This is a genomic window from Curvibacter lanceolatus ATCC 14669, assembly GCF_000381265.1.
Lineage (GTDB): Bacteria > Pseudomonadota > Gammaproteobacteria > Burkholderiales > Burkholderiaceae_C > Curvibacter > Curvibacter lanceolatus.
In genome coordinates this window covers 181542-204372 of sequence record NZ_KB906258.1, presented here as the reverse complement: position 1 = coordinate 204372, position 22831 = coordinate 181542, and the positions used below count along the sequence as shown (strand labels likewise).

Here is a 22831-nt window from a genome sequence, read left to right as displayed (position 1 = left end):
GCCCTGGTGGGCCCGCGGCAGGCTGACCTGGGTCATCATTCGACCGAGGTGCCGCTGGCGCGGCCGTCCAGCACCGCGTGGGCCCGCTCGCGATCGATGTCGCCTTCCCAGGCGGCAATCGCCACGGTGGCCACACAGTTGCCGATCAGGTTGCCCAGGGCGCGGGCAATGCCCATGAACCAGTCCACCGACAGCACCAGCACCAGCCCGATCGCCGGGATGGCCGGAATGGCTTGCAGGGTGGCGGCCAGCACCACGATGGCCGAGCCCGGCACACCGTGCGCGCCCTTGGAGGTGACCAGCGAGATGGCCAGGATGGCCAACAGATCGGCGGTGGAGATCGGGGTGTTGGTGGCCTGGGCAATGAAGACGGCGGCCAGCGTGATGTAGATCGAGAAGGCGTCCAGGTTGAAGGAATAGCCGGTGGGGATCACCAGGCCCACGGTCGAGTCACGGATGCCCATGGCCTTGAGCTTGGCCATGATCTGCGGCAGCACGCTGTCCGAGGAGGTGGTGGCAAACACCACCATCAGCTCTTCGCGCAGGTAGCGCAGCAGCTTGAACAGGCTGAAGCCCGACACGCGCATGATCAGACCCAGCACCACCACCACGAAGAACAGGGTGGCGCCGAAGAACAGCGCCACCAGCATGCCCAGTTGCTTGAGCGAGCCGATGCCGTATTTGCCCACGGTGAAGGCGATGGCGCCCAGCACGCCCAACGGGGCCAGGCGGATCAGCAGGCCCATGGTCTTGAACAGGGCATGCGACAGGTCATCGATCAGCGAGGTGATGCGCTGGCCTTTGGGGCCCAGCAGGGCCAGGGCGCAGCCGAACAGGATGGCCACCAGCAGCACCTGCATCACGTCGCCGGTCACAAAGCCGCTGAGGGCGGTGGTCGGGATCAGGCGCAGGGCGAACTCGGTGAAGCCGCCGCCGGTGAGCTTGCCCGCGTTTTCTTTGTAGGCCGAGAGGGCCGAGCCGTCGAGCGTGCTGGGGTCGATGTTCATGCCCGCGCCGGGCTGGAACACCCAGGCCAGCACCAGGCCCAGCACCAGGGCGATGGCGGTGACCACCTCGAAATAGATCAGGGCCTTGATGCCCACCCGGCCCACCCGCTTGAGGTCGCCGGTGCCGGCAATGCCATGCACCACCACGCCGAAGACGATGAAGGGGATGAGCATCTTGATCAGCTTGATGAAGCCGTCGCCCAGGGGTTTGAGTTTGACGGCCTGTTCAGGCCAGACCAGGCCGACGATGACGCCGACCACCAGGGCCAGAACCACCTGGCCGAAGAGGGATTTGTAAATGCGTGACATGGCTGCTCCAAGGTTGGAAAGAGATGTGGTTTGCAAATCTTGTATGCAAGCAATGTAGGCAAAAGTCGTGCCCATGAATACAGGGTTTTCACGCGGGCTTCAGCGGTGTCCAGGCACCGAAAAGGGGAGTCCTGAGGCGATGCGCACCGATTTGGCGCGGCGCCTCTGTGTTCTGGGCTGACATGGTGCGGCCCGGACTGAACAGGGGCCGGCTGAGGCGTGGGGGCGGCAGGGCGTGGCCGACGGGCTGGCGCCCGCCGATGCCTTCCGTTCAGAGCAGGTAGAGCGATTCGAGCTGGCGCACTTCAGACGGGCCCACGCCGAGCACGTCCTGCAGATACGGTGTCAGGCCGCCGTGGTGCTGCTGCACCGTGTCCAGGGCGGCGTCCAGAAAGCTCTGCTGCACCCGCCAGATCACCCGCATCACCTCTTCAGGGCCTTGCCCGATCAGGCCGGTGGGGCGTTGGTAAAGCTCGTTGGTCAGCAGGTAGTCGTGCAGCACGACGGGGCGCTCCACGCCCAGCGCGTGCAGGATCAACGCAGCGGCAAAGCCGGTGCGGTCCTTGCCGGCGGTGCAGTGGAAGACCAGGGGCTGGTCGCTTTCCAGCAGCAGCCGGAACAGTTCGGCAAAACGGGGCGAGTTGTGCAGCACGAAATCGCGGTAGGTCTGCTCCATCAGCTCGGCGGCATGTTCGGGCGTGAGTTCCTGGCCGCTGTCCTGCAAGGCCTTGGCGCGTTGCACCACCGTGGGCTCGATGGAGAGCGCGTGCTGCTGCACGCCGGGCAGCTCATAGGCCAGCGCGGCGCGTTCGGTCAGGCCCCGGAAATCGACCGTGCGCGTGACCCCCAGGGCCTGCAGGCGGGCCTGGTCTTCGGGTGTGAGGTGAGCCAGGTGATCCGAGCGGTAGATGCGGCCCGGGCGCATGGCCCGGCCACCCCGGGCGGGGTAGCGTCCCAGGTCACGGAAGTTGCTGGCGCCGCTCAGGCGCAGGGACAGGGGGGCGTAGGTCATGAAGCAGTGGGGGCAGATCAGTGAGTGTCAACGTGACCTGCATGTTATCGCCCCGCCCGCGCCGCCGGTCAGGCCCTTGTCTCACAGGCGTCCGGGCTGAGGGGCGCTGGCGCGTCGGCCTGCCAGGCCGGGCGTTGCAGCAAGGCCTGCCAATCGAGCAGATCCGGCGGTGGGGGCTGGTCTGTGCCGGGCCCCGGATGGAGCAGCCCGCTGGAGAAGCTCAGCCATTCGCCACTCAGGGGGTGGGGAATGTCGAGGGTGGCCGCGTGCAGCCACAGGCGTTGCAGGCCCAGGCGCTCGGCCCACCAGCGGTTGACCGGGCCCTTGCCGTGGGTGGCGTCGCCGATGATGGGGTGGGCCAGGTGCTTGAGGTGGCGGCGGATCTGGTGGCGCCGACCGGTGCTGGGCCAGGCCTGCACCAGCGACAGGCGGCTGGCCGGGTAGCGTGGGTCGGCGGGGACCTGGCCGGGCTCGGGCGGCAGGGCCAGCGTGGCCAGGCGCTCGAAACGGGTGTGGGCCTCCTGCACGGGGGCGTCGGGTGGGGCATCGTCGGGGCGCAGGGCGTGGTCGACCTCGATGGCCTGCGGCGCCCAGCCGCGCACCACCGCCAGGTAGTGCTTGCGCGTGCGGTGGGCCTCGAAGGATTGCGACAGGGCCCGCGCGGCCTCGCTGTGCAGCGCCATCACCAGCACGCCGCAGGTGCCCTTGTCGAGCCGGTGCACCGGGAACACGTGCTGGCCCAACTGGTCGCGCAGGGCCTGCATCACGAAGCGGGTCTCACCGGCATCCAGGCCGGTGCGGTGCACCAGCCAGCCCGCCGGCTTGTAGACCGCCACCAGGTGCTCGTCGCGCCACAGCACGGTGAGAGGTGGCGCGTCGATCGTGGGCGTGGGCTCGGTGGCGGGCTTGGTGATCAAGCCAGCAGGTCGCTCAGGGCCCGGGCCACCACCTTGGTGGCGGCGCGCAGGTCGTTCAGATCCAGGCGTTCGTCGGCGCGCTTGGCGTGCGACTCAAGCACGGTGCGCGGGCCGGCGCCATAGATCACACCGGGGATGCCGCGCTCCACATACAGGCGCACGTCGGTGTAGAGCGGGGTGCCCACGGCGGGCACGTCTTCGCCCAGCACCGCCTTGGCGTGTTGCTGGATCGCGTCGACCAGCGGCTTGTTGCCGGCCAGCGGGGTCATCGAGCGGGCCAGCAGCAGGCGCTTGATCTCGACGCTGATGCCGGCGCGCTCGGCCGCGGCCTGCTCGATCACCTGGCGGATGCGGGCTTCGACTTCGACCGGGTTCTCTTCGGGGATCATGCGGCGGTCCAGTTTGAACATCACCTTGCCGGGCACCACATTGGTGTTGGTGCCGCCTTCGATGCGGCCCACATTCAGGTAGGGGTGGTTGATGCCGGCCACCTGCGAACTCACCTTTTGGTATTCGGTGTTCTGGGCATACAAGGCGTTCAGGATGTGCACCGCGCCTTGCAGCGCATCGACACCGGTGTGGGGCACGGCGGCATGGGCCATCTTGCCGTGCACGGTCACTTCCATCTGCAGGCAGCCGTTGTGCGCGGTGACCACCTCGTGCGAGAAGCCGGCCGCCACCATCAGGTCGGGCTTTGTCAGCTGGTTCTTCAGCAGCCAGCCCGGGCCCAGTTCGCCGCCAAACTCTTCGTCGTAGGTGAAGTGCAGCTCCACCGCCCCCTGGGTGGGGCGGGCCACGGCCTCCAGGGCACGCAGGGCGAAGGTGAAGCTGGCGAAATCGCTCTTGCTGACCGCGGTGGCGCGGCCATACATCTTGCCGTCCACGATCTCGGCGCCATAGGGGTCGTGGGTCCAGCCCTCGCCCGGGGGCACCACGTCGCCGTGGGCGTTGAGCGCGATGGTGCGGCCACTGCCGGCCGGGCCGAAGGGGCGGCGCACGATCAGGTTGGTGATGCTCTGCATGCCATAGGCCTGCACCTCGGCGGCGGGCACGGGGTGCTTTTCGGCTTCGTAGCCGAAGGCTTGCAGCAGCTCGGCCGTGCGCTCGGCGTGCGGGGCGTTGTTGCCGGGCGGGGTGTCGGTGGGCACCTGCACCAGGGCCTGCAGAAAGCGCACTTCGTCGTCGAAGTGGGCGTCGATCCAGGCGTCGAGGGCGGCGTAAGGTGCGGCGGAAGGGGCGGCGGAAGGGGCGGTGTCGCGGGCGGTGTTGTGTGCTTCGGTCATGGTGTCAGACGGCGGTGAAGTGGTTCAGGACATGGGCAAAGGCGTCCACCGCCAGCTGCATGTCTTCATTGGTGCTCGATTCGAGCGGGTTGTGGCTGATGCCCGAGTTCAGGCCGCGCACGAACAGCATGGCCTGGGGCATCACCTCGTGCAGCTTCATGGCGTCGTGGCCGGCCCCGCTGGGCATGCGGAACACCGGCAGGCCCAGGGCGCTGACGGCGGCCTCCCAGCGCTGCTGCAGCGCCGGGGCACTGGGGGCGGCGGCGGCACGCATGGTTTCTTCGAGGGTGTAGCGCAGGCCACGGCGTTCGCACAGGGCGGCCAGCTCGGCCAGCACATCGCGGGCCAGCGCGTCACGCTGGGCGTCGGTGGGGGCGCGCAGGTCGAGCGAGAACTTGCAGCGCCCCGGCACCACATTGATCGAGCCGTTGGGCACCTGCAACTGGCCGATGGTGCCCACCGAGTCGCCGTCCTGGGCGGCCCGCTTCTCCACATACAGCGCCAGTTCGGCCACCGCGGTGGCGGCATCGCGGCGGCGGTCCATGGGGGTGGTGCCGGCGTGGCTGGCCGTGCCGATCACTTCACCGAGGTAGCGCACGCTGCCGTTGATCGAGGTGACCACGCCCAGGGGCAGGTCCTTCTCGTTGAGCACCGGGCCTTGTTCGATGTGCACCTCGATGAAGCCCAGGTAGGCGGCCGGGTCACGCTGGAGCTTGGGGATGTCATCGATGCACAGGCCGGCGTGCTGCATGGCTTCGCGCATGGTGATGCCGTCGGCGTCCTGCTGGTCCAGCCATTCGGGCTTGAAGTCGCCGATCAGCGCGCCCGAACCCAGGAAGGTGGCCTTGTAGCGCTGGCCTTCCTCTTCGGCAAAGCCCACCACCTCCAGCCCGAAGGGCAGGCGGCGGCCTTGTGTCTTGAGCTGCTGCACGCAGGCCATGGGCACGAAGATGCCCAGGCGCCCGTCGTACTTGCCGCCGTTGCGCACGGTGTCGTAGTGCGACCCCGTCATCAGGTAGCGGGCACCGGCCGTGGCCGGGTGGTAACGGCCCACCACATTGCCCACGGCATCGATGCCGACCTCGTCAAAACCGGCTTCGCGCATCCAGTGGGCGATGCGCTGGGCGCAGGCGCGGTGGGCGTCGGTCAGGTAGGTGACGGTGAGCTGGCCCAGCTCGGCAAAGCCGGGGTCGGAGTGCTGGGCGAGCTTTTCTTGCCAGTCCCACACCAGGTTGCCCTGCACCGGCTCGACGCCGAACTTGTCGTTCAAGCGGATTTCGGCGATGCGGTGGATGTTGCGCAGGCACTCGGCCAGCTCGAAGTCGGGGTGGTTGTGCAGGCGGCGTTCGAAGGTCTCGATGATCTCGTGCCGGTTGAGGCCCAGGCCACGCGGGCCGCGCACGGCCAGGATGAAGGGGAAGCCGAAGCGCGCGTTGTAGTCGGCATTGAGCTGCTGGATGCGGGCGAACTCTTCGGGTGTGCAGTCGGTCAGGCCGGCCTTGCCCTGTTCGTGGGTGGACTCGGCGGTCAGGCTCTTGCTGACCATGGCCTTGCCCGCCAGCTCGGGGTGGGCACGGATCAGGCCCAACTGGGCGTCGCGCCCGGACTGGCTGACGACCTGGGTCAGCGCGTGCTTGAGCTGGGCCAGCGACTGGAAGGGGCGCTGCGGCAGCACGCGCTCGACGATCCAGGGCGAGTGCTCGTACAGGCCATCGAGCCATTGCAGGGCTTGCTCGGCGGGGGCAGTGTTGAATTCGGCAAGGGTGAGGGCCATGGTCAGCCTGCTTTCTGTTCGGTGAAGGAGTGCACCTGCTGCCAGTGGCGGGCAATGTCGATGCGGCGGCACACCCAGACCTTGTCGTGGCGCTGGATGTGGTCAAGGAACTTCTGCAGCGCCACCATGCGCCCGGGCCGGCCCAGCAGGCGGCAGTGCATGCCGATGCTCAGCATCTTGGGGCGGTTCTCGCCGGCGGGGTCGCCCTCGGCGTACAGGCAGTCGAAGCTGTCGCGCAGGTAGGTGAAAAAGTCGTCGCCCTGCGAGAAGCCCTGCGGCAATGAAAAACGCATGTCGTTGGTGTCCAGGGTGTAGGGCACCACCAGGTGCGGCACCACGGCACCGTCGCTGCGCTCGACCTTCATCCAGAAGGGCAGGTCGTCACCGTAGTAGTCGCTGTCGTACTCCAGCCGGCCGTCGTCCACCACCAGGCGGCGGGTGCGTGGGCTGTCGCGGCCGGTGTACCAGCCGGTGGGGCGCTGACCGGTGAGCTTTTCGATCGCGTCCAGCGCCACGCGCATGTGCTCGCGCTCGGTGGCCTCGTCGATGTTCTGGTAGTGGATCCAGCGCCAGCCGTGGCAGGCGATCTCATGGCCGAGGTCGACAAAGGCCTGGGTCAGCTCGGGGTGGCGTTGCAGGGCCATGCCGACGCCGAAGATGGTCATGGGCAGGCCGCGCTTCTCGAACTCGCGCAGGATGCGCCACACGCCCACGCGCGAGCCGTACTCGTAGATGCCTTCCATGCTCATGTGGCGGTCGGGGTAGCTGGCCGGGTTGAACATCTCGGACAGGAACTGCTCCGAGCCGGCGTCGCCGTGCAAGGTGGCGTTCTCGCCGCCTTCCTCGTAGTTCAGCACGAACTGGACCGCAATGCGGGCCTGGCCCGGCCACTGGGCATGGGGCACATCGCGGCCGTAGCCGATCAGGTCACGGGGGTAGGGTTGGGTGGTGTCGTAAGGCTTCATGGGCGGGCTCGGAGGGCTGACGGTGTGGGGTGAAGTTCAGGACAGGGCCATGGACAGGTCGCTGGTGGGCAGCTTGCGGTCGAAGGTGAGGCTTTCCTCGACATGGGTCAGGTGATCGTTCATGAGTTGCACCGCCAGGGCTTCGTCGCGCGCCGCCAGGGCCTTGACGATCTCGCCGTGCTCCTCGTGGGAGTGTTCGGCCGCGCTGGCCGATTGGTACATCAGCGTGATCAGGGCGCAGCGTGAAATCAGCTCACCCAGCAATTGGGCCAGCACCTCGTTGCCCATCAGCTCGGCCATGCGCACATGGAAGTCGCCCAGCAGTTCGGTGCGACCGGAGGCGTCGCCGTCCTGCACAGCGGCTTTTTCGCGGGCCACGTGCTCGCGCAAGGCCTTGATCTTGCTAGGGGTGACATCACGCACAAAGGCGCGCGTCATTTCAGCCTCCAGCATGCGCCGCACGGCGAAAACCTGGCGGGCCTCGGTGACCGAGGGCGCCGCGACAAAGGCCCCGCGCGCCGGCTCCAGCCGGATCAGGCGGTTTTGCGACAGCTGGAACAGGGCCTGGCGGACCAGCGTGCGCGACACGCCGAAGTGGTCGGCCAGCTTCTGTTCGGCCAGCTTGGTGCCCGGCAGCAGCCGGTGTTCGACGATGGCCCGGGTCAGGCTCTCGACGATGACGTGGGTGGTCGATGGGTTGGGGGCGTCCATGAGTTCATGATAGCTGCCAATTCAAAAAGTGTATACACTTTTGGTTCACGATTGCCGTCATGGCAGCCTTCACCCGGTCGCCCAGGTGGCCGTCTCTTGTCTCGTCACCCGAAAGGATCACCCATGGGCCTCAGTACCCACGTTCTGGACACCATGCACGGCAGCCCGGCCGCCGGCATGGGGGTTTCGCTGTTCACCACCCAGGGCGACAACGCCACCCTGGTGCGCCGCTTTGTGTTGAACGCCGATGGCCGCTCCGACGGCCCGCTGTACGACAACAACAACCTGCGCCCCGGCACCTACCGCCTGGTGTTCGAGGTGGCGGATTACTTCCGCGCCCGTGGCGTCGACCTGCCCCAGCCCCCCTTCCTCGACAAGGTGACGCTGGATTTCGGCATCGCCCATGCCGATCAGCACTACCACGTGCCCCTGCTGGTCAGCCCCTGGAGCCATTCCACCTACCGGGGCTCCTGAGGCCGGCGCAGTTCAGCCGCCGCTCTGACCTTCGGTCAGGGTGTCGAGTTGGAACTTGCCGCTCTGGTCCCACAGCCAGGTGTCGGTGTAGACCACCTTGCCCAGGCGGGCCGGCACCGGGTAGGGCGCGGCCTCGCGTGCCGTGCGCTCGATCTCGGCGATCACTTCCGGGGCGTGACGCGGCGCGCGCATCCAGTGCAGCTGCGTGACCTGACCCCGGCTGTCGATGCTCACCTGCAGCACACCCACCGCGTACAGCATGGGCGGCAGCTTGCCCGCGTAGATGCGCTGGGTATTGAGCTTGTACAGGTGCTGGGCCGCATCCTGGCGGTAGGCCTTGGGGGTGGTGGCTGCCGAGGCCAGGCTGATCGTGCGGGCGCCGCCGGTGCCGCTGTGGCCGGCGGGGCTGGCGACCGGGCCTGGCGTTTCGGCGGCAGGCGTGTTCTCGTTCAGCGGCGGTGTCGGGCCGCTGCCGCAGGCGGCCAGCAGCGCGGCCCAGGCCGTGGCCATCAGCCACAGGGGGCGCCGGATCAGGGCGGGCATGGAGCGCTTTGGCAGGGCGGGTGAGCGTGGGGCGGGTCCGTTCATGGGCGCATTGTGCCTTTGCGAACGCGTTCTGATTGTTGCCAGTCGTATCTGCCGTGAGGCCATTTTGTCTGGATGAAGGGGTTTATGAACGCAAAATCAGCGCCCATGAGTGCTTTGTCCCAATTGCTGCAGCGCCTGAACGATGAACCCGCCTGCTTGGTGCGCGTGGTGCGCACCCAGGGCTCGGTGCCGCGCGAGGTGGGCGCCTGGATGGCGGTGTGGCCCGAGTCCGTGCTGGGCACCATCGGCGGCGGCCACCTGGAACTGGTGGCCACCCTGGCCGCCCGCGAAGGCCTGCGTGACCCCGCCACGCCCTGGCCGCAGCAGCAGCGCCATGCCCTGGGCCCCAGCCTGGGGCAGTGCTGCGGCGGTGTGGTGCACCTGAGCCTGGAGCGCGTCACGGCGGCCGACCGCGAGCGCCTGCGCACCGAACTGGCGCAAGGCGGCCAGCCCCTGGCCCTGTTTGGTGGCGGCCATGTGGGGCACGCGCTGGTGCGGGTGCTGGCGCCGCTGCCGTTTCGCCTGCGCTGGATCGACAGCCGCGACGGCATCTTCCCGCCCGAGCTGCCCGAGAACGTGGAGGCCGAGCACTCCGATCCGGTGCAAGGGGCGGTGGCCGACCTGGTGCCGGGTTCGCAGGTGCTGGTGATGAGTTTCAGCCATGCCGAAGACCTGGACATCGTGGCCGCCTGTCTGCGCCGCCAGCGCGAACGTGGCGACCTGCCGTTTGTCGGCCTGATCGGCAGCCAGACCAAATGGGCCACCTTCCAGCGGCGCCTGCAGGAGCGTGGCTTCACCGCCGAGGAGCTGGATCACATCACCTGTCCCATCGGTGTGCCGGGCATCAGCGGCAAGCAGCCGGAGGTCATTGCCGTGGCGGTGGCGGCACAGTTATTGCAAAAGCTTCCGGGCACCGGGGCAGCTTCGGGAAAGCCCTGATCCGGGGCCGGACGATCCGTCTGCACGGTGCTCAAAAACTGTATACACTTTGCCGTCAGGAGGCCGTGACAACGACCTCCTTTCTGCATCCGGTCGCAGCGGAGCTGGGGTTCTTCCAACCCATGGCCGCGGCCCCAACTTCTGCTCACAGCGCCCGCAGTGGTGAGCAGACCATCAAAGTGCCGCCCTGTTGGTTCAGGGGCACCGGAGTTGAGAATGGAAAGCTATTTCCTGGACTGGGCCAACCTGCTGCTGCGCTGGGTCCACGTCATCACCGCCATCGCCTGGGTTGGCTCCTCGTTCTATTTCGTTTTTCTGGACAGCAGCCTCACGCCGCCCGAAGACCCCGAGCTGAAACGCCAGGGCGTGAGTGGTGAGCTGTGGGCCGTGCACGGCGGGGGTTTCTACCACCCCGTCAAGTTTGCCGTGTCACCGCCCAAGCTGCCCGGGCACCTGCACTGGTTCTACTGGGAAAGCTACAGCACCTGGCTGACCGGCTTTTCGCTGTTCACCGTCTCCTACCTCTGGAGCGCCAGCACCTACCTGATCGACAAGTCGCGCATGGACTGGGCCCCTGCCGAGGCCATTGCCGTGGCGCTGGGCTTTCTGGTGGTGTTCTGGCTGTTGTACGACGGCATCTGCCGGGTGTTCGGCCAGCGCAAGAATGGCGACGCCATCGTGGGCGCCCTGGTGCTGGTGCTGGTCTGCGTGGCCTCGTGGCTGGCCTGCCACTGGTTTGCCGGCCGTGCCGCCTTCTTGCTGATGGGCGCCATGATCGCCACCTCGATGAGTGCCAACGTGTTCTTCTGGATCATCCCGGGCCAGCGCACCGTGGTGCAGCAGATCAAGGACGGCCTGCCGGTCGACCCCATTCACGGCAAGCGTGGCAAACAGCGCAGCGTGCACAACACCTATTTCACGCTGCCGGTGCTGTTTGCCATGCTGTCCAACCACTACAGCTTCACCTACACCCACCCGCAGAACTGGCTGGTGCTGATCGGCATGATGTTCGCCGGCGCCGCCATCCGCCAGTTCTTTGTGATGCGCCACGGCTTCAAGCTGGGCCGCAACGCCCACCCCTGGCCCTATGCCGCCGCCGGCGTGGTGGTGCTGCTGGGGCTGATCGTCTGGCTGCGTCCGGCCCCGGTGGCGCCCGTGGCCGCCTCGGCGGCTCAACCGGCCGTCACCTTTGCCCAGGTGCAGCAGGTGTTGTCCGCGCGCTGCTACATGTGCCATGGCGAGGCCGTGCAGATGAAGAACGTGCGCCTGGATTCGCCCGAGCAGGTCAAGGCCCATGCCCAGGCGGTCTACCAGCAGGCCGTGGTCACCAAGATCATGCCCATGAACAACGCCACTGGCATCACCGACGAGGAGCGCGCCCTGATCGGCGCCTGGTTCCAGGCCGGTGCCCCCACCACCCCCTGATCGCTGGCCTGTCATGAGCAAGACCCTGCTGCTGCGCAACGCCCGTTGCGTCGCCACTTTTGACGAGCAGCGCCGCGAGCTGAGCGATGCTTCGGTGTTCATCCGCGGCCACCGCATCGAGGCCATCGGCCCAGCGGCCGATCTGGCCGATTTGGCCGAGCAGGCCGACGAGGTGCTCGACCTGCGCGGCTGCTTGGTCACGCCCGGCCTGGTCAACACCCACCACCACATGTACCAGTCGCTCACCCGGGCGATACCGGCGGTGCAGGATGCCGAGCTGTTCTCGTGGCTGCAGGGGCTCTACCCCATCTGGGCCGGCTTGACGCCCGAGATGGTGCAGGTATCTACCCAGGTGGCCATGGCCGAGCTGCTGCTCAGCGGCTGCACCACCAGCAGCGACCACCTCTACATCTACCCCAACGGCGTGCGCCTGGACGACAGCATTGAAGCCGCCCAGGCCATCGGCATGCGCTTTGTCGCCACCCGCGGCAGCATGAGCGTGGGCCGTTCGCAGGGCGGCCTGCCGCCCGATGAAGTGGTCGAACGCGAAGACGCCATCCTGCGCGACACCCAGCGCCTGATCGAGTGCTGGCACGACCCTCGCCACGGCGCCATGGTGCAGGTGGCGGTGGCCCCGTGCTCGCCCTTCAGCGTCAGCCGCGATCTGATGCGCGAATCGGCCTTGCTGGCCCGGGCGCATGGCGTGCGCCTGCACACCCACCTGGCCGAGAACGACCACGACATCGCCTACAGCCGCGACAAGTTCGGCTGCACGCCGGCCGAATACGCCGAGCAGTTGGGCTGGGTGGGGCACGATGTGTGGCATGCCCACTGCGTCAAGCTCGACGCGGCCGGCATGTCGCTGTTTGCCCGCACCCGCACCGGGGTGGCGCACTGCCCCTGCAGCAACATGCGCTTGGCCTCGGGCATCGCCCCGATCCGCCGCATGCTCGACGCGGGCGTGCCCGTGGGCCTGGGGGTGGACGGCAGCGCCAGCAACGATGGCGCCCACATGCTGGGCGAGGCGCGTCAGGCCATGCTGCTGGCCCGGGTTGGCCGCGCCCTGGAGCCCTTTGGCTGCGATGCCGGCCCGGCCGAGATGAAGGCCCGCGACGCCCTGGCCCTGGCCACCCGGGGTGGGGCCGAGGTGCTGGGGCGCGCCGACATCGGCTCGCTGGCCGTGGGCCAGTGCGCCGATCTGGCGGTGTTCGACCTGGGCAGCCTCGACCTGGCCGGCGGCGCCGTGCACGACCCCGTGGGCGCGCTGCTTTTGTGTGCCCCGGCCAAGGCCCGCCACACCGTGGTCAACGGCCGGGTGGTGGTGCGTGACGGGCAGCTCACCACGCTCGATCTGCCCCCCTTGATCGAGCGCCACAACCGCCTGGCCCTGCAATTGGCGGTGACGGCCCTGGGCCGGCGCTGATTTGGTGCTGGGGCCTGGGGCGCCTCAGGCGGCCCGCTGCAGCGGCGCTGGAGCCATCAGGGGCCCGGGCAACTGAGGCCCGCGCACATGCAGGCCGCTGTGGCTCTGCTTGGCGTCGTGCTTGGCCAGGGCGGCCTCGTTGGCCACCTGCTCGGCCGACTCGTATTGGCCGCGCAGCACCCGGACCGCGCCGATCGACAACGTGGTGCACGGAAAGAAGCGCTTCACGCCGTGCCGGTCCTCGGCTTCGATGCCCCCGGCCTGCCGGGCGGTGTCGTCAAACAAGGCCAGGGCCTCACGCGCAAACTCTTCAATGATGGCTTCGCAGCGTTGCTGCCAGTTGTTGCTCTGGAACAGGATCATGAAGTCGTCGCCGCCCACATGCCCCACAAAGTCGCGCCGGGCATCGCAGTGGCTCACGCACAGCCGGGCCACCAGCCGGATCATCTCGTCACCGCGCCAGTAGCCATACTGGTCGTTGAAGGGCTTGAAGTGGTTCAGGTCGGCGTAGCAGGCCACGAACTCGCTGCCGCTGGTCAGCAGGCGGTCGATGTGCATGCTGATCGGGATGTTGCCGGGCAGAAAGGTCAGGGGGTTGGCGTGGCGGGCCGCCTCGATGCGCGCCTCGGTCACCGAGCGCACCAGTTGGTCGCCGGTGCCCAGGCCCACGTAGCGGCCGTTGTCGGTGACGATGAAGCCGTCGTTCAGGTAGCGCTGGTCCTGCGAGGTCAGGATGCCCACCAGCTCGTCCACGTCGTAGTCCAGCTCCACCACCCGAGGCGAGTGGTTGGCATAGGCCAGGCAAGGTTTGCGGCCATGCACCTCACGAAAGTACAGGGTGGCGTAATGGTTCATGAACTGCTGGCGGTTGATCAGCCCCACCGGCCGCTCGCCGTCCACGATGGCCAGCGCGTGCAGTTCGGGCCGGGCCTTGAACACCTCGGCCAACTCGTTGTTGGTGCAGCCCATGGCCACGGCAGGGGCCTGGATCACGGGCAGGTGGCGCAACACCCCCGGGCGGGCGGTCTGCTGCAGTTGCGGCAACACCGACACGCGGCGGTCGTGCATGACCGTCAGCGCGGCATCGACCACCGCCTGCGCTACTTCGCGCGCCGGGCGGCCCAGCAGATAGCCCTGGCCGTAGGCAATGCCCAGGTCGCGCAGCACGCGCAGGTCGTCGGTGGTCTCGATGCCCTCGGCGATCAGCACCGAGCCGAACACTTCTGAAATGCCCTTGAGTGCGTTGACCACTTGCAGGCATTCGGTGCGCTGGTCCAGGGCCCGCGTGAAGTATTTGTCGATCTTCACGTAGGCGGGTTTCACCTCCGACCACAGGCGCAGGCTGGAGCGCCCGTCGCCAAAATCGTCCAGGGCCAGGGTGATGCCGGCGGCGTGCAGGTGCTGCACGGCGGCGTGCAACTGCTCCATGTCGCCCACCCGCTCGTGCTCGGTGATCTCCATCACCAGCATGCGGGGCGACACCCCGCAGCGGCGTGCGGCCTCGATCAGTGATTCGGCCTCTTGCAGGCGCATGGCCTCGACCAGCGCGTCGGCGCTGATGTTGACGAACAGCCGCCCCGGCTCGCCCGCCTGACCCCATTGAACCAGGGCCGTGTGCACACAGAACAGCTCGAACTCGAACAGCAGGTCTTCCTGCTGGGCCAGGGCCAGCAGCACATCGGGGCGCTCCCACTCGGTGCCGGCTGGGCCGCGGATCAGCGCCTCGTGGCCGAAGATCGAGCCGCTGCGCAGGTCGGCAATCGGTTGGAACACGCAGTGCAGCGCTTGCTTTTCCATCAGAGTGGCCAGGCGACCGGGCGCCAGGCTCAGGCCATGTTCCGGCGTCACCACCCGGGCTACGGCCTGGGCTTCGAATGAGGATCGGTTCAAGCGCACTCCTGAGGATGGACGAAGACGGGGGATTCTGAACCGGGCCTGTGACCGGTGCATGACGCGAGGTAAAGCAGTTTTGACCGGGCGGGGGGCAAGCGTGTTGCGCGAGGCTTGGCACAATCAGGCCATGACTGCCCCACAAGCCCCCCAACATCGCGTCGCCCTCGATCTGCAGGGCGCTGTCTGCCCCAGCCCCAGCGCGGATCCGCAGGCCTTCTTGCAACACCTGTATGCGCAGGCCGTCTGGCGCGCCCAGCCGCTGCAAGGACTGGCGCGTCACCTGCCCCTGCCACCCAAGGGGCGCACCCTGGTGCTGGGCGCGGGCAAGGCCGGGGCCTCGATGGCCCAGGCGGTCGAGGCGCTGTGGCCGGCCGAGGCGCCGCTGTCGGGCCTGGTGGTCACGCGCTACCACCACATTCCGCCGCGCCCCGTCGGCCTGCCCGAACGCATCGAAGTGCTCGAGGCCTCGCACCCCGTGCCCGATGCGGCGGGCCTGGCCGCGGCCCAGCGCATCCTGCAACTGACCGAAGGCCTGACCGAGGACGACCTGGTGCTGTGCCTGATCTCGGGCGGTGGCTCGGCCCTGCTGACCCTGCCGGCCGAGGGCCTGAGCCTGGAGGACAAGCAGCGCATCAACCGCGAGTTGCTGCACAGCGGCGCCAGCATCGGCGAGATGAACTGCGTGCGCAAGCACCTGTCGCGCATCAAGGGCGGTCGCCTGGCCGCGGCCTGCGCGCCGGCGCGGGTGATCACGCTGACCATCAGCGACGTGCCGGGCGATGACCCTTCGGTGATCGCCAGCGGCCCCACCGTGCCCGATGCCAGCAGCTGCGCCGAGGCACTGGCCATCCTGGCCCGCTACGGCATCGAGGTGCCTGCGGCGGTGCACGCTCAATTGCAGGCCGGTGCGCTCGAAACCCCCAAGCCCGGCGACGCGGTGTTCGCGGGCCATGAGGTGCAGCTGATCGCCACCCCGCGCCAGTCGCTGGAGGTGGCGGCCGAGGTGGCCCGCGCCGCCGGCATTGCGGCCTATGTGCTGTCCGACGAGATCGAGGGCGAATCGCGCGAGGTGGGCAAGGTGCATGCCGCGCTGGCCCGTTCGGTGGCCCAGCAGGGCCAGCCTTTTGCCCGGCCCTGCGTCATCTTGTCGGGCGGTGAGACCACGGTGACGATCCGTCCGCAGCCCGCCGGCAGCCCGCGTGGGCGCGGTGGCCGTGCCGGCGAGTTCTGCCTGGGCCTGGCCCAGGCCCTGCAGGGGCAGCCGCGGGTGTGGGCCCTGGCGGCGGATACCGATGGCATCGATGGCGTGGAAGACAACGCCGGCGCCTGCGTCAGCCCCGACACCCTGGCCCGTGCCCAGGCCCTGGGCCTGAAGGTGGAGCAGTTTCTCGACCGCAACGATGCCTATGGCTACTTTGAGGCCCTGGGCGATCTGGTCATCACCGGCCCCACCCACACCAATGTGAACGACTTCCGGGCGATGCTGATCCTGGATTGAGGCACCGGCGCGGTGGGATCACTTCAGCTGCTCCCACCAGCGCGCCTCGAACCGCCCCTGCATGAAGGCCACGAAGGACGAAACCTTCTGCGGCAACAGCCGGGGCGAAGGGAACACGGCGTGGATCTCCTGCTCGGGCAGCTGGCAGGTCTTGAGCACCTCGACCACCCGACCGCTGGCCAGTGATTCGGCCGCCACATAGCGGGGCAGGGCGGCCACCCCCAGGTGGGCCCGCGCGGCCGCCAGCAGGGCCGACAGGTTGTTGGAGCGCATGCGCCCGCTCACCGGCACGTTCACCAGCTCGCCCGCCGGCGTGCGCAGGCGCCAGAAGTCGTCGCCCTGCACGCTGCTGTAGATCAGCGCATCGTGCCCGCGCAGCTCGCCGGGTTTGCGCGGCGTGCCGTGGCGCCGCAGGTAGGTGGGCGAGGCCACCAGGGCCCAGGGGTTCTGGCCCAGGCTGCGCGCTCCCAGGCCCGAGTCGGCCAGCTTGCCCAGGCGGATCGCCACATCGATGCCCTGGGCCACCAGATCGGTGTAGCGGTCGTCAAAACTCAGGTCCACCTTCACCTGCGGGTGCCGGGCCATGAACTCCAGCACCAGGGGCACAACCACCCGTCTGCCGAAAGCCACCGAACTGCCCACGCGCAGCAAACCGTTCACCTGCGTCTGGCGCACCTTCACCACCTCCTCGGCCTCGCTCACCTGGCCCAGGATGGCCTTGCAGCGCTCGTAGTACAGCGCGCCGGGCTCGGTCAGGCTGACCCCGCGCGTGTTGCGGTTGAGCAGCCTCACCTTGAGCTGGGCCTCCAGGGCCGCCACCTGCTTGGTGACGGTGGGCTGGGTGGTCGCGAACTCTTTCGCCACCTTGGTGAAGCTGCCGGATTCCACCACCCGAACAAACAGATTCATGGCGTCGAAACGGTCCATCGCAGTCTCCTGGCTCTTCTTGGGGATTGCAGTGTGCGCTGCCGTCGATCCGACAGTCATTCCAGCAGCGAATAAATTTTATGGCCCACCCGGGCATTCCGGCCAGGGCCGGTGCCGCCTAAATTTCGTCCACCCCGACAGGGTTCACCCAAGGAGACGACATGGCAAGAATGAAGGCGATCGAGGCAGCGGTCTGCATCCTCGAAAAAGAAGGTGTGAGTGTGGCGTTCGGCGTGCCCGGCGCCGCCATCAACCCGCTGTATGCGGCCCTCAAGGCGCATGGCGGCATCGGCCGCATCCTGGCGCGCCACGTGGAGGCCGCCTCGCACATGGCCGAGGGCTACACCCGAGCCGTGGCCGGCAACATCGGCGTGTGCATCGGCACCAGCGGCCCGGCCGGCACCGACATGGTCACCGGGCTGTACTCGGCCAGTGCTGACTCCATCCCGATTCTGTGCATCACCGGCCAGGCCCCGCGGGCCCGCCTGCACAAGGAGGATTTCCAGGCCGTCGACATCAGCGCCATCGCCCGCCCGGTCACCAAATGGGCCACCACCGTGATGGAGCCGGCCCAGGTGCCGGGGGTGTTCCAGCAGGCCTTTCACCTGATGCGCTCGGGCCGCCCTGGCCCGGTGCTGATCGACCTGCCCATCGATGTGCAATTGGCCGAGATCGACTTCGACCCCGCCACCTACGCCCCCTTGCCGGCCTGGAAGCCGCGCGCCACCCGGGCCCAGGTGGAGCACGCGCTGCAGCTGCTGAGCCCGGCCGAGCGGCCCCTGCTGGTGGCCGGTGGCGGCATCATCAACGCCGATGCCTGCGGCCTGCTGGTCGAGCTGGCCGAGCTGCTGCAGCTGCCCGTGATCCCCACCCTGATGGGCTGGGGCAGCCTCCCCGACGACCACCCGCTGATGGTGGGCATGTGCGGCCTGCAGACCAGCCACCGCTACGGCAATGCCAACCTGCTGGCCAGCGACTTCGTGCTGGGCATCGGCAACCGCTGGGCGAACCGCCACACCGGCTCGGTCGAGGTCTACACCCGCGGGCGCAAGTTCGTGCACATCGACATCGAGCCGACCCAGATCGGGCGCGTGTTTGCGCCCGACTACGGCATCGTGTCCGACGCCGGTGCCGCCCTGGCCCTGCTGGTCGAGGTGGCCCGCGAGTGGCTGGCCGAAGGCCGCCTGCGCCCGCGCAGCGCCTGGTTGGCCGAATGCCAGGCCCGCAAGCAAAGCCTCGATTACCTGCGCAAGACCCACTTCGACCAGGTGCCCATGAAGCCGCAGCGCGTCTACCAGTGCATGAACAACGCCTTTGGTCGCGACACCTGCTATGTCTCGACCATCGGCCTGTCGCAGATCGCGGCCGCGCAGTTCCTGCACGTCTACCACCCGCGCCATTGGATCAACTGCGGCCAGGCCGGCCCGCTGGGCTGGACCCTGCCGGCCGCCCTGGGCGTGCGGGTGGCCGACCCGGCGCGCAAGATCGTGGCGCTGTCGGGCGATTACGACTTCCAGTTCATGCTCGAAGAGCTGGCTGTGGGCGCGCAGTTCAAGCTGCCCTACATCCATGTGCTGGTCAACAACAGCTACCTGGGCCTGATCCGCCAGGCGCAGCGCAGCTTCTCGATGGACTACTGCGTGCAACTGGCCTTCGACAACCTCAACACCGAGGCCGACGAGCCGGCCCGCAGCTACGGCGTGGACCACGTGAAGGTGGTCGAGGGCCTGGGCTGCAAGGCCATCCGCGTGCACCGCCCCGACGAGTTTGCCCCCGCGGTGCAACAGGCCGAGGCCTGGATGGCCGAGCACCGCACGCCGGTGGTCATCGAGCTGCTGCTGGAGCGGGTGACCAACATCGCCATGGGCACCGAGATCGACCAGATCAACGAGTTCGAAGACCTGGCTGGCAGTGCGGCGGACGCGCCCACCGCGATTGCCATGCTCGATTGAGCGCCCCCCGGCCGTCTGTTTTTGTCCAATCTTCAGGGAGAGCCCACCCATGCCCCGCTTTGCTGCCAACCTCACCATGCTGTTCACCGAACGGCCTTTTCTGGACCGTTTTGAAGCCGCGGCGAACGCCGGCTTCGAGGCCGTCGAATTTCTGTTCCCCTACGCCTACGAGGCGCACGAGATCCGCTCTCGCCTCGATCAGCACCGGCTGCAGCTGGTGCTGCACAACCTGCCGGCCGGCGACTGGGATGCGGGCGAGCGCGGCATCGCCTGCGACCCGACCCGGGTGGCCGAGTTCCGGGCCGGCGTGGGCCAGGCCCTGGCCTATGCCCAGGCGCTGGGCGTGCCGCAGCTCAACTGCCTGGCCGGCAAGGCGCCGGCCGGCGTGGCCGAGCCGCTGCTGCACCAGACCCTGGTGAGCAACCTGCGCTTTGCGGCTGGCGCGCTGCGCCAGGCCGGGCTGCGCCTGTTGATCGAGCCCATCAACCCCTTCGACATCCCGGGCTTCTACCTCACCCGCACCGACCAGGCCCTGGCCCTGCTCGACGAGGTCGGGGCCGACAACCTGTTCGTGCAGTACGACATCTACCACGCCCAGCGCGTGGAGGGCGAACTGGCGGCCACGCTGCAACGGGCCCTGCCGCGCATCGGCCACATCCAGCTGGCCGACAACCCTGGCCGGCACGAGCCCGGCACGGGCGAGATCAACTACCCCTGGCTGCTGCGTCACATCGACCGACTGGGCTACGCGGGCTGGATCGGCTGCGAGTACAAGCCCGCCGCCGACACCCTGGCCGGCCTGGGCTGGCGCCGCGCCATGGCCTGAACGGCCCACTTTCAATCATCTGCGACCTGACAACGGAGACCTCTCATGACTCAAAAACCGCTTCAACTCGGCTTCATCGGCCTGGGCATCATGGGCACGCCGATGTGCCTGAACCTGATCCGCGGCGGCCACCAGCTGTTTGTGCACACCCGCGGCAAGGTGCCGGCGGCGCTGGCCGACACCTCGGCCACCCAATGCCTGAGCGCGCGCGGCGTGGCCGAGCGGGCCGACATCATTTTCACCATGCTGCCCGACACCCCCGATGTCGAGCAGGTGCTGTTCGGTGACGACGGCCTGGCCCTGGGCCTGAGCCCCGGCAAGCTGGTGATCGACATGAGCTCGATCGCCCCCCTGCCCACGCAAGACTTTGCCCGTCGCATCGACAAGCTGGGCTGTCAGTACCTCGATGCGCCGGTCTCGGGCGGTGAGGTGGGCGCGCAAAAAGGCACGCTGTCGATCATGGTGGGCGGGCCCGAGGCTGCCTTTGCCAGGGCCAGGCCGCTGTTCGAGCTGCTGGGGCAGAACATCACCCTGGTGGGCCCCAACGGCGCCGGGCAGACCACCAAGGTGGCCAATCAGATTGTGGTGGCCCTCAACATCGAGGCGGTGGCCGAGGCCTTGCTGTTCGCCTCACGCGCCGGGGCCGACCCGGCCAAGGTGCGTCAGGCCTTGATGGGCGGCTTTGCCGCCTCGCGCATCCTCGAGGTGCATGGCGAGCGCATGATCCGCCGCAGCTTCGAGCCAGGCTTTCGCATCGCCCTGCACCAGAAAGACCTGGGCCTGGCGCTGGACAGTGCCCGCGCCCTGGGCCTGGCCTTGCCGGCCACCGCGCAGGCCCAGCAGTTGTTCAGCGCCTGTGTGGCCCAGGGCGGCGCCGCCTGGGACCACTCGGGCCTGGTCAAGGCCCTGGAGCGGCTGTCGAACTTCGAAGTGGGCCAGAAACCCGGTTGATCAGCTCAGGCGCAAGGTCTGCGGGGCGCGCGCCAGCGCGGGTGCCGGTGCCGGTGCCGCCACCGGTGTGTCGCGGCTGAGGCGGAAGGTGTGCACGATCTCGGTCAGCCGATGGGCCTGATCGCGCAGGCTGTCGGCTGCCGCCGCGCTTTCCTCGACCAGGGCTGCGTTCTGCTGCGTCACCTCGTCGAGCTTGCCCACGGTGGCGCTGATGTCGGCGATGCGGCCACTCTGCTCGTCGGCCGCGGTTGCCACCTCGGACATGATCGAGGACACGTTCTGCACCGAGCTCACCAGCTCGTTGATGGTCTCGCCTGCACGGCGCACCAGGTCTTCGCCCACGGCCACGCGCTCCACGCTGTCGGTGATCAGGCTCTTGATCTCTTTGGATGAGCTGGTGGCGTGGCCGGCCAGGCGCCGCACCTCGCTGGCCACCACGGCAAAGCCGCGGCCCTGCTCGCCAGCCCGGGCGGCCTCGACGGCCGCATTCAGTGCCAGGATGTTGGTCTGGAAGGCAATGCCGTCGATCACACCCACGATGTCGGCAATCTTGCGTGAGCTCACGCTGATGCCTTCCATGGTCTGCACCACCTCCGACACCATCTGCCCGCCGCTGCGGGCGCGGGTCGAGGCGGTGGCGGCCAGGCGGTTCACCTCGCGCGCCGAGGCCGTGCTGTGGCCCACCATCTGGGTCAGATCGGTCAGGGTCTGGGCGGCCGTCTGCAGGTTGTGCGAGGCGTCTTCGGTGCGCTGGCTCAGGTCCAGGTTGCCGGCGGCCACCTCGGCACTGGCGTCCTTGATCGATTCGGCGGTGCCGCCGATCTCGCCCACCAGTTCGCGCAGGCGTTGCTGCATGGCGGCAATGGCCTCCAGCAGGCGGCCGGTTTCGTCATGGATGCGCACCTCCACCTGCGAGGTCAGGTCGCCCGCGGCAATGCGCTCGGCCACCACCACGGCGCGCCCGATCGGCGCGGTGACGCTTTGCGTGATGCGCCAGGCCACCAGCACGCCGACCGTGATCGAGGCCAGCACCAGCAGGGTTGCCGTGATCTGGGCGCGGGCCATGCTGTCTTCGGCGCCTTGCGCCTCGGCCTGGTTGAGGCGGTTCTGGTATTCGATCAGGTCGCTCAGGCGGGCGCGCCACTTGACCTCGCTGGGCTCCACCCGGTTCATCATCGCGATCGAGGCGCCCACGTTGTCGCCCTCGAGTGCCGTCTTCACCGACTGCTGCAGCTCCGGCGTGGTGGCGTCGGCGATCGCCTTGATGTCGTCCAGCAGTTTCAGCTCATCGGCGTTGGCGCCGCTGGCGCGTGCCAGGGTGGCCAGCTCGGTCTGCTGCTGGAGGTACTGGTCCAGCGTGGCCTTGAGCTTGTCGGCCTGCTCGGCCGAGCGCTTGGTGTCGCTCTCCGACAGCATCACCGCCGAGCGGCCCCGCAGGCCCAGCGAGTCCACGTCCTGCAGCATGTTGTTCATCAGCCGGGTCTTTTCGGCGCTGGTGCTGGTGATGCGCTGCAGCCGCCCATGCAAATCCCTGGCCGACCACTGATCCACCGCCACCACCACCAGCAACAGCGCCAGCACGCTGCCGAAACCCAGGCTGAGCCGGTGGCTGAGTGACAAAGACTTGAAAGCGCTCATGTGAAAAACCTTGAAAAGAAAACAAGTCCCTGATGCCTGGCTTTCAGCATGTGTGGCGCGCGCCGCCCTGCCGTTTTGCAATGCCAATGTTCTGCCACCCGCGCCCGAGCCGGACCCAGGAAAACCCCCGAGCCCATCGCCGGATCACCCCGATGACCCCACAGACCCACCCGGTGGCCCCCGCGGCACGCTGGGCGGTATTGTTGTTGTAAGTCTCATGCAAGAGAAATGCCAAGTCCGGCAGATCCCATGCCGCCCGTGCATAACCTCAACCCGGCACCCGCATCCCTGTTAGACCCTGAACTCCAGCGTTGCCAAA

Annotated in this window: 19 protein-coding genes; 8 read left to right on the top strand and 11 right to left on the bottom strand. The window is 68.2% G+C overall.

Translation table 11 applies throughout. The features are described 5' to 3' along the window. Positions 1-35: 35 nt before the first annotated feature. From F624_RS0113165 to F624_RS0113135, 7 genes are all read right to left on the bottom strand, one after another. Complete coding sequence (locus F624_RS0113165; protein ID WP_019574778.1) at positions 36-1316, bottom strand: C4-dicarboxylate transporter DctA; 1281 nt, start codon at positions 1314-1316, stop codon at positions 36-38. Positions 1317-1587: 271 nt separating this feature from the next. Next, positions 1588-2328, bottom strand: coding sequence for a tyrosine-protein phosphatase (locus F624_RS0113160; protein WP_019574777.1), 741 nt, complete (start codon positions 2326-2328; stop codon positions 1588-1590). Positions 2329-2396: 68 nt separating this feature from the next. Continuing rightward, complete coding sequence (locus F624_RS32500; RefSeq protein ID WP_019574776.1) at positions 2397-3245, bottom strand: pseudouridine synthase; 849 nt, start codon at positions 3243-3245, stop codon at positions 2397-2399. Further along, positions 3242-4528, bottom strand: a complete 1287-nt coding sequence (locus tag F624_RS0113150; protein WP_019574775.1) for a M20 family metallopeptidase — start codon at positions 4526-4528, stop codon at positions 3242-3244. The genes F624_RS32500 and F624_RS0113150 overlap by 4 nt, the downstream gene beginning before the upstream one ends. A gap of 4 nt (positions 4529-4532) precedes the next feature. Then, complete coding sequence (gene uraD, locus F624_RS0113145) at positions 4533-6302, bottom strand: 2-oxo-4-hydroxy-4-carboxy-5-ureidoimidazoline decarboxylase (protein WP_019574774.1); 1770 nt, start codon at positions 6300-6302, stop codon at positions 4533-4535. Positions 6303-6304: 2 nt separating this feature from the next. Next, a complete protein-coding gene (gene puuE, locus F624_RS0113140) occupies positions 6305-7267 on the bottom strand; it encodes an allantoinase PuuE (protein WP_019574773.1) in 963 nt (320 codons plus the stop codon). Between the two features lie 36 nt (positions 7268-7303). After that, positions 7304-7978 (bottom strand): GntR family transcriptional regulator, encoded by a 675-nt coding sequence (locus tag F624_RS0113135; protein WP_019574772.1) that lies wholly within the window; start codon positions 7976-7978, stop codon positions 7304-7306. 123 nt (positions 7979-8101) lie between these two features. On the opposite strand from F624_RS0113135, the gene uraH reads away from it, so the two are divergent. Then, the gene (gene uraH, locus F624_RS0113130; protein WP_019574771.1) at positions 8102-8452 is read left to right on the top strand and encodes a hydroxyisourate hydrolase; all 351 of its coding nucleotides are present in this window, start codon (positions 8102-8104) and stop codon (positions 8450-8452) included. A gap of 12 nt (positions 8453-8464) precedes the next feature. Here the strand turns inward: uraH and F624_RS0113125 are convergent, their stop codons facing one another. Further along, complete coding sequence (locus F624_RS0113125; protein ID WP_019574770.1) at positions 8465-8995, bottom strand: hypothetical protein; 531 nt, start codon at positions 8993-8995, stop codon at positions 8465-8467. Between the two features lie 150 nt (positions 8996-9145). Here F624_RS0113125 and xdhC point away from each other — a divergent pair, with 150 nt between their 5' ends. The 3 genes from xdhC (at position 9146) to F624_RS0113110 (ending at position 12827) form a co-directional block, all read left to right on the top strand. After that, a complete protein-coding gene (xdhC, locus tag F624_RS0113120; protein WP_019574769.1) occupies positions 9146-9979 on the top strand; it encodes a xanthine dehydrogenase accessory protein XdhC in 834 nt (277 codons plus the stop codon). Between the two features lie 216 nt (positions 9980-10195). After that, a complete protein-coding gene (locus F624_RS0113115; RefSeq protein WP_019574768.1) occupies positions 10196-11404 on the top strand; it encodes a urate hydroxylase PuuD in 1209 nt (402 codons plus the stop codon). A gap of 13 nt (positions 11405-11417) precedes the next feature. Beyond that, on the top strand, positions 11418-12827 hold the full coding sequence (locus F624_RS0113110; RefSeq protein WP_019574767.1) for an 8-oxoguanine deaminase: 1410 nt from the start codon (positions 11418-11420) through the stop codon (positions 12825-12827). A 24-nt stretch (positions 12828-12851) separates the two neighbouring features. Here F624_RS0113110 and F624_RS0113105 read toward each other — a convergent pair whose 3' ends face one another. Then, positions 12852-14624 carry a GGDEF domain-containing protein gene (locus tag F624_RS0113105; RefSeq protein WP_157443462.1) on the bottom strand — a complete coding sequence of 591 codons (1773 nt, stop codon included), beginning with the start codon at positions 14622-14624 and terminating at the stop codon, positions 12852-12854. A gap of 223 nt (positions 14625-14847) precedes the next feature. Between F624_RS0113105 and F624_RS0113100 the strand changes: the two genes are divergently transcribed. Further along, the gene (locus F624_RS0113100; RefSeq protein ID WP_084679511.1) at positions 14848-16218 is read left to right on the top strand and encodes a glycerate kinase type-2 family protein; all 1371 of its coding nucleotides are present in this window, start codon (positions 14848-14850) and stop codon (positions 16216-16218) included. Between the two features lie 18 nt (positions 16219-16236). On the opposite strand, the gene F624_RS0113095 is transcribed toward F624_RS0113100, so the two are convergent. After that, a complete protein-coding gene (locus F624_RS0113095) occupies positions 16237-17145 on the bottom strand; it encodes a LysR family transcriptional regulator (RefSeq protein WP_019574764.1) in 909 nt (302 codons plus the stop codon). A 161-nt stretch (positions 17146-17306) separates the two neighbouring features. Between F624_RS0113095 and gcl the strand changes: the two genes are divergently transcribed. From gcl to F624_RS0113080, 3 genes are read left to right on the top strand one after another with little or no spacing between them, the layout of a single operon-like run. After that, positions 17307-19097 (top strand): glyoxylate carboligase, encoded by a 1791-nt coding sequence (gene gcl / locus F624_RS0113090; RefSeq protein WP_031254929.1) that lies wholly within the window; start codon positions 17307-17309, stop codon positions 19095-19097. 49 nt (positions 19098-19146) lie between these two features. Continuing rightward, positions 19147-19923: a hydroxypyruvate isomerase gene (gene hyi / locus F624_RS0113085; protein WP_019574762.1), complete on the top strand. Its 777-nt coding sequence runs from the start codon at positions 19147-19149 to the stop codon at positions 19921-19923. 45 nt (positions 19924-19968) lie between these two features. Beyond that, a complete protein-coding gene (locus F624_RS0113080; protein ID WP_019574761.1) occupies positions 19969-20874 on the top strand; it encodes a 2-hydroxy-3-oxopropionate reductase in 906 nt (301 codons plus the stop codon). Here F624_RS0113080 and F624_RS0113075 read toward each other — a convergent pair whose 3' ends face one another. Next, complete coding sequence (locus F624_RS0113075; RefSeq protein ID WP_019574760.1) at positions 20875-22512, bottom strand: methyl-accepting chemotaxis protein; 1638 nt, start codon at positions 22510-22512, stop codon at positions 20875-20877. It lies immediately after the preceding gene. Positions 22513-22831 lie beyond the last annotated feature (319 nt).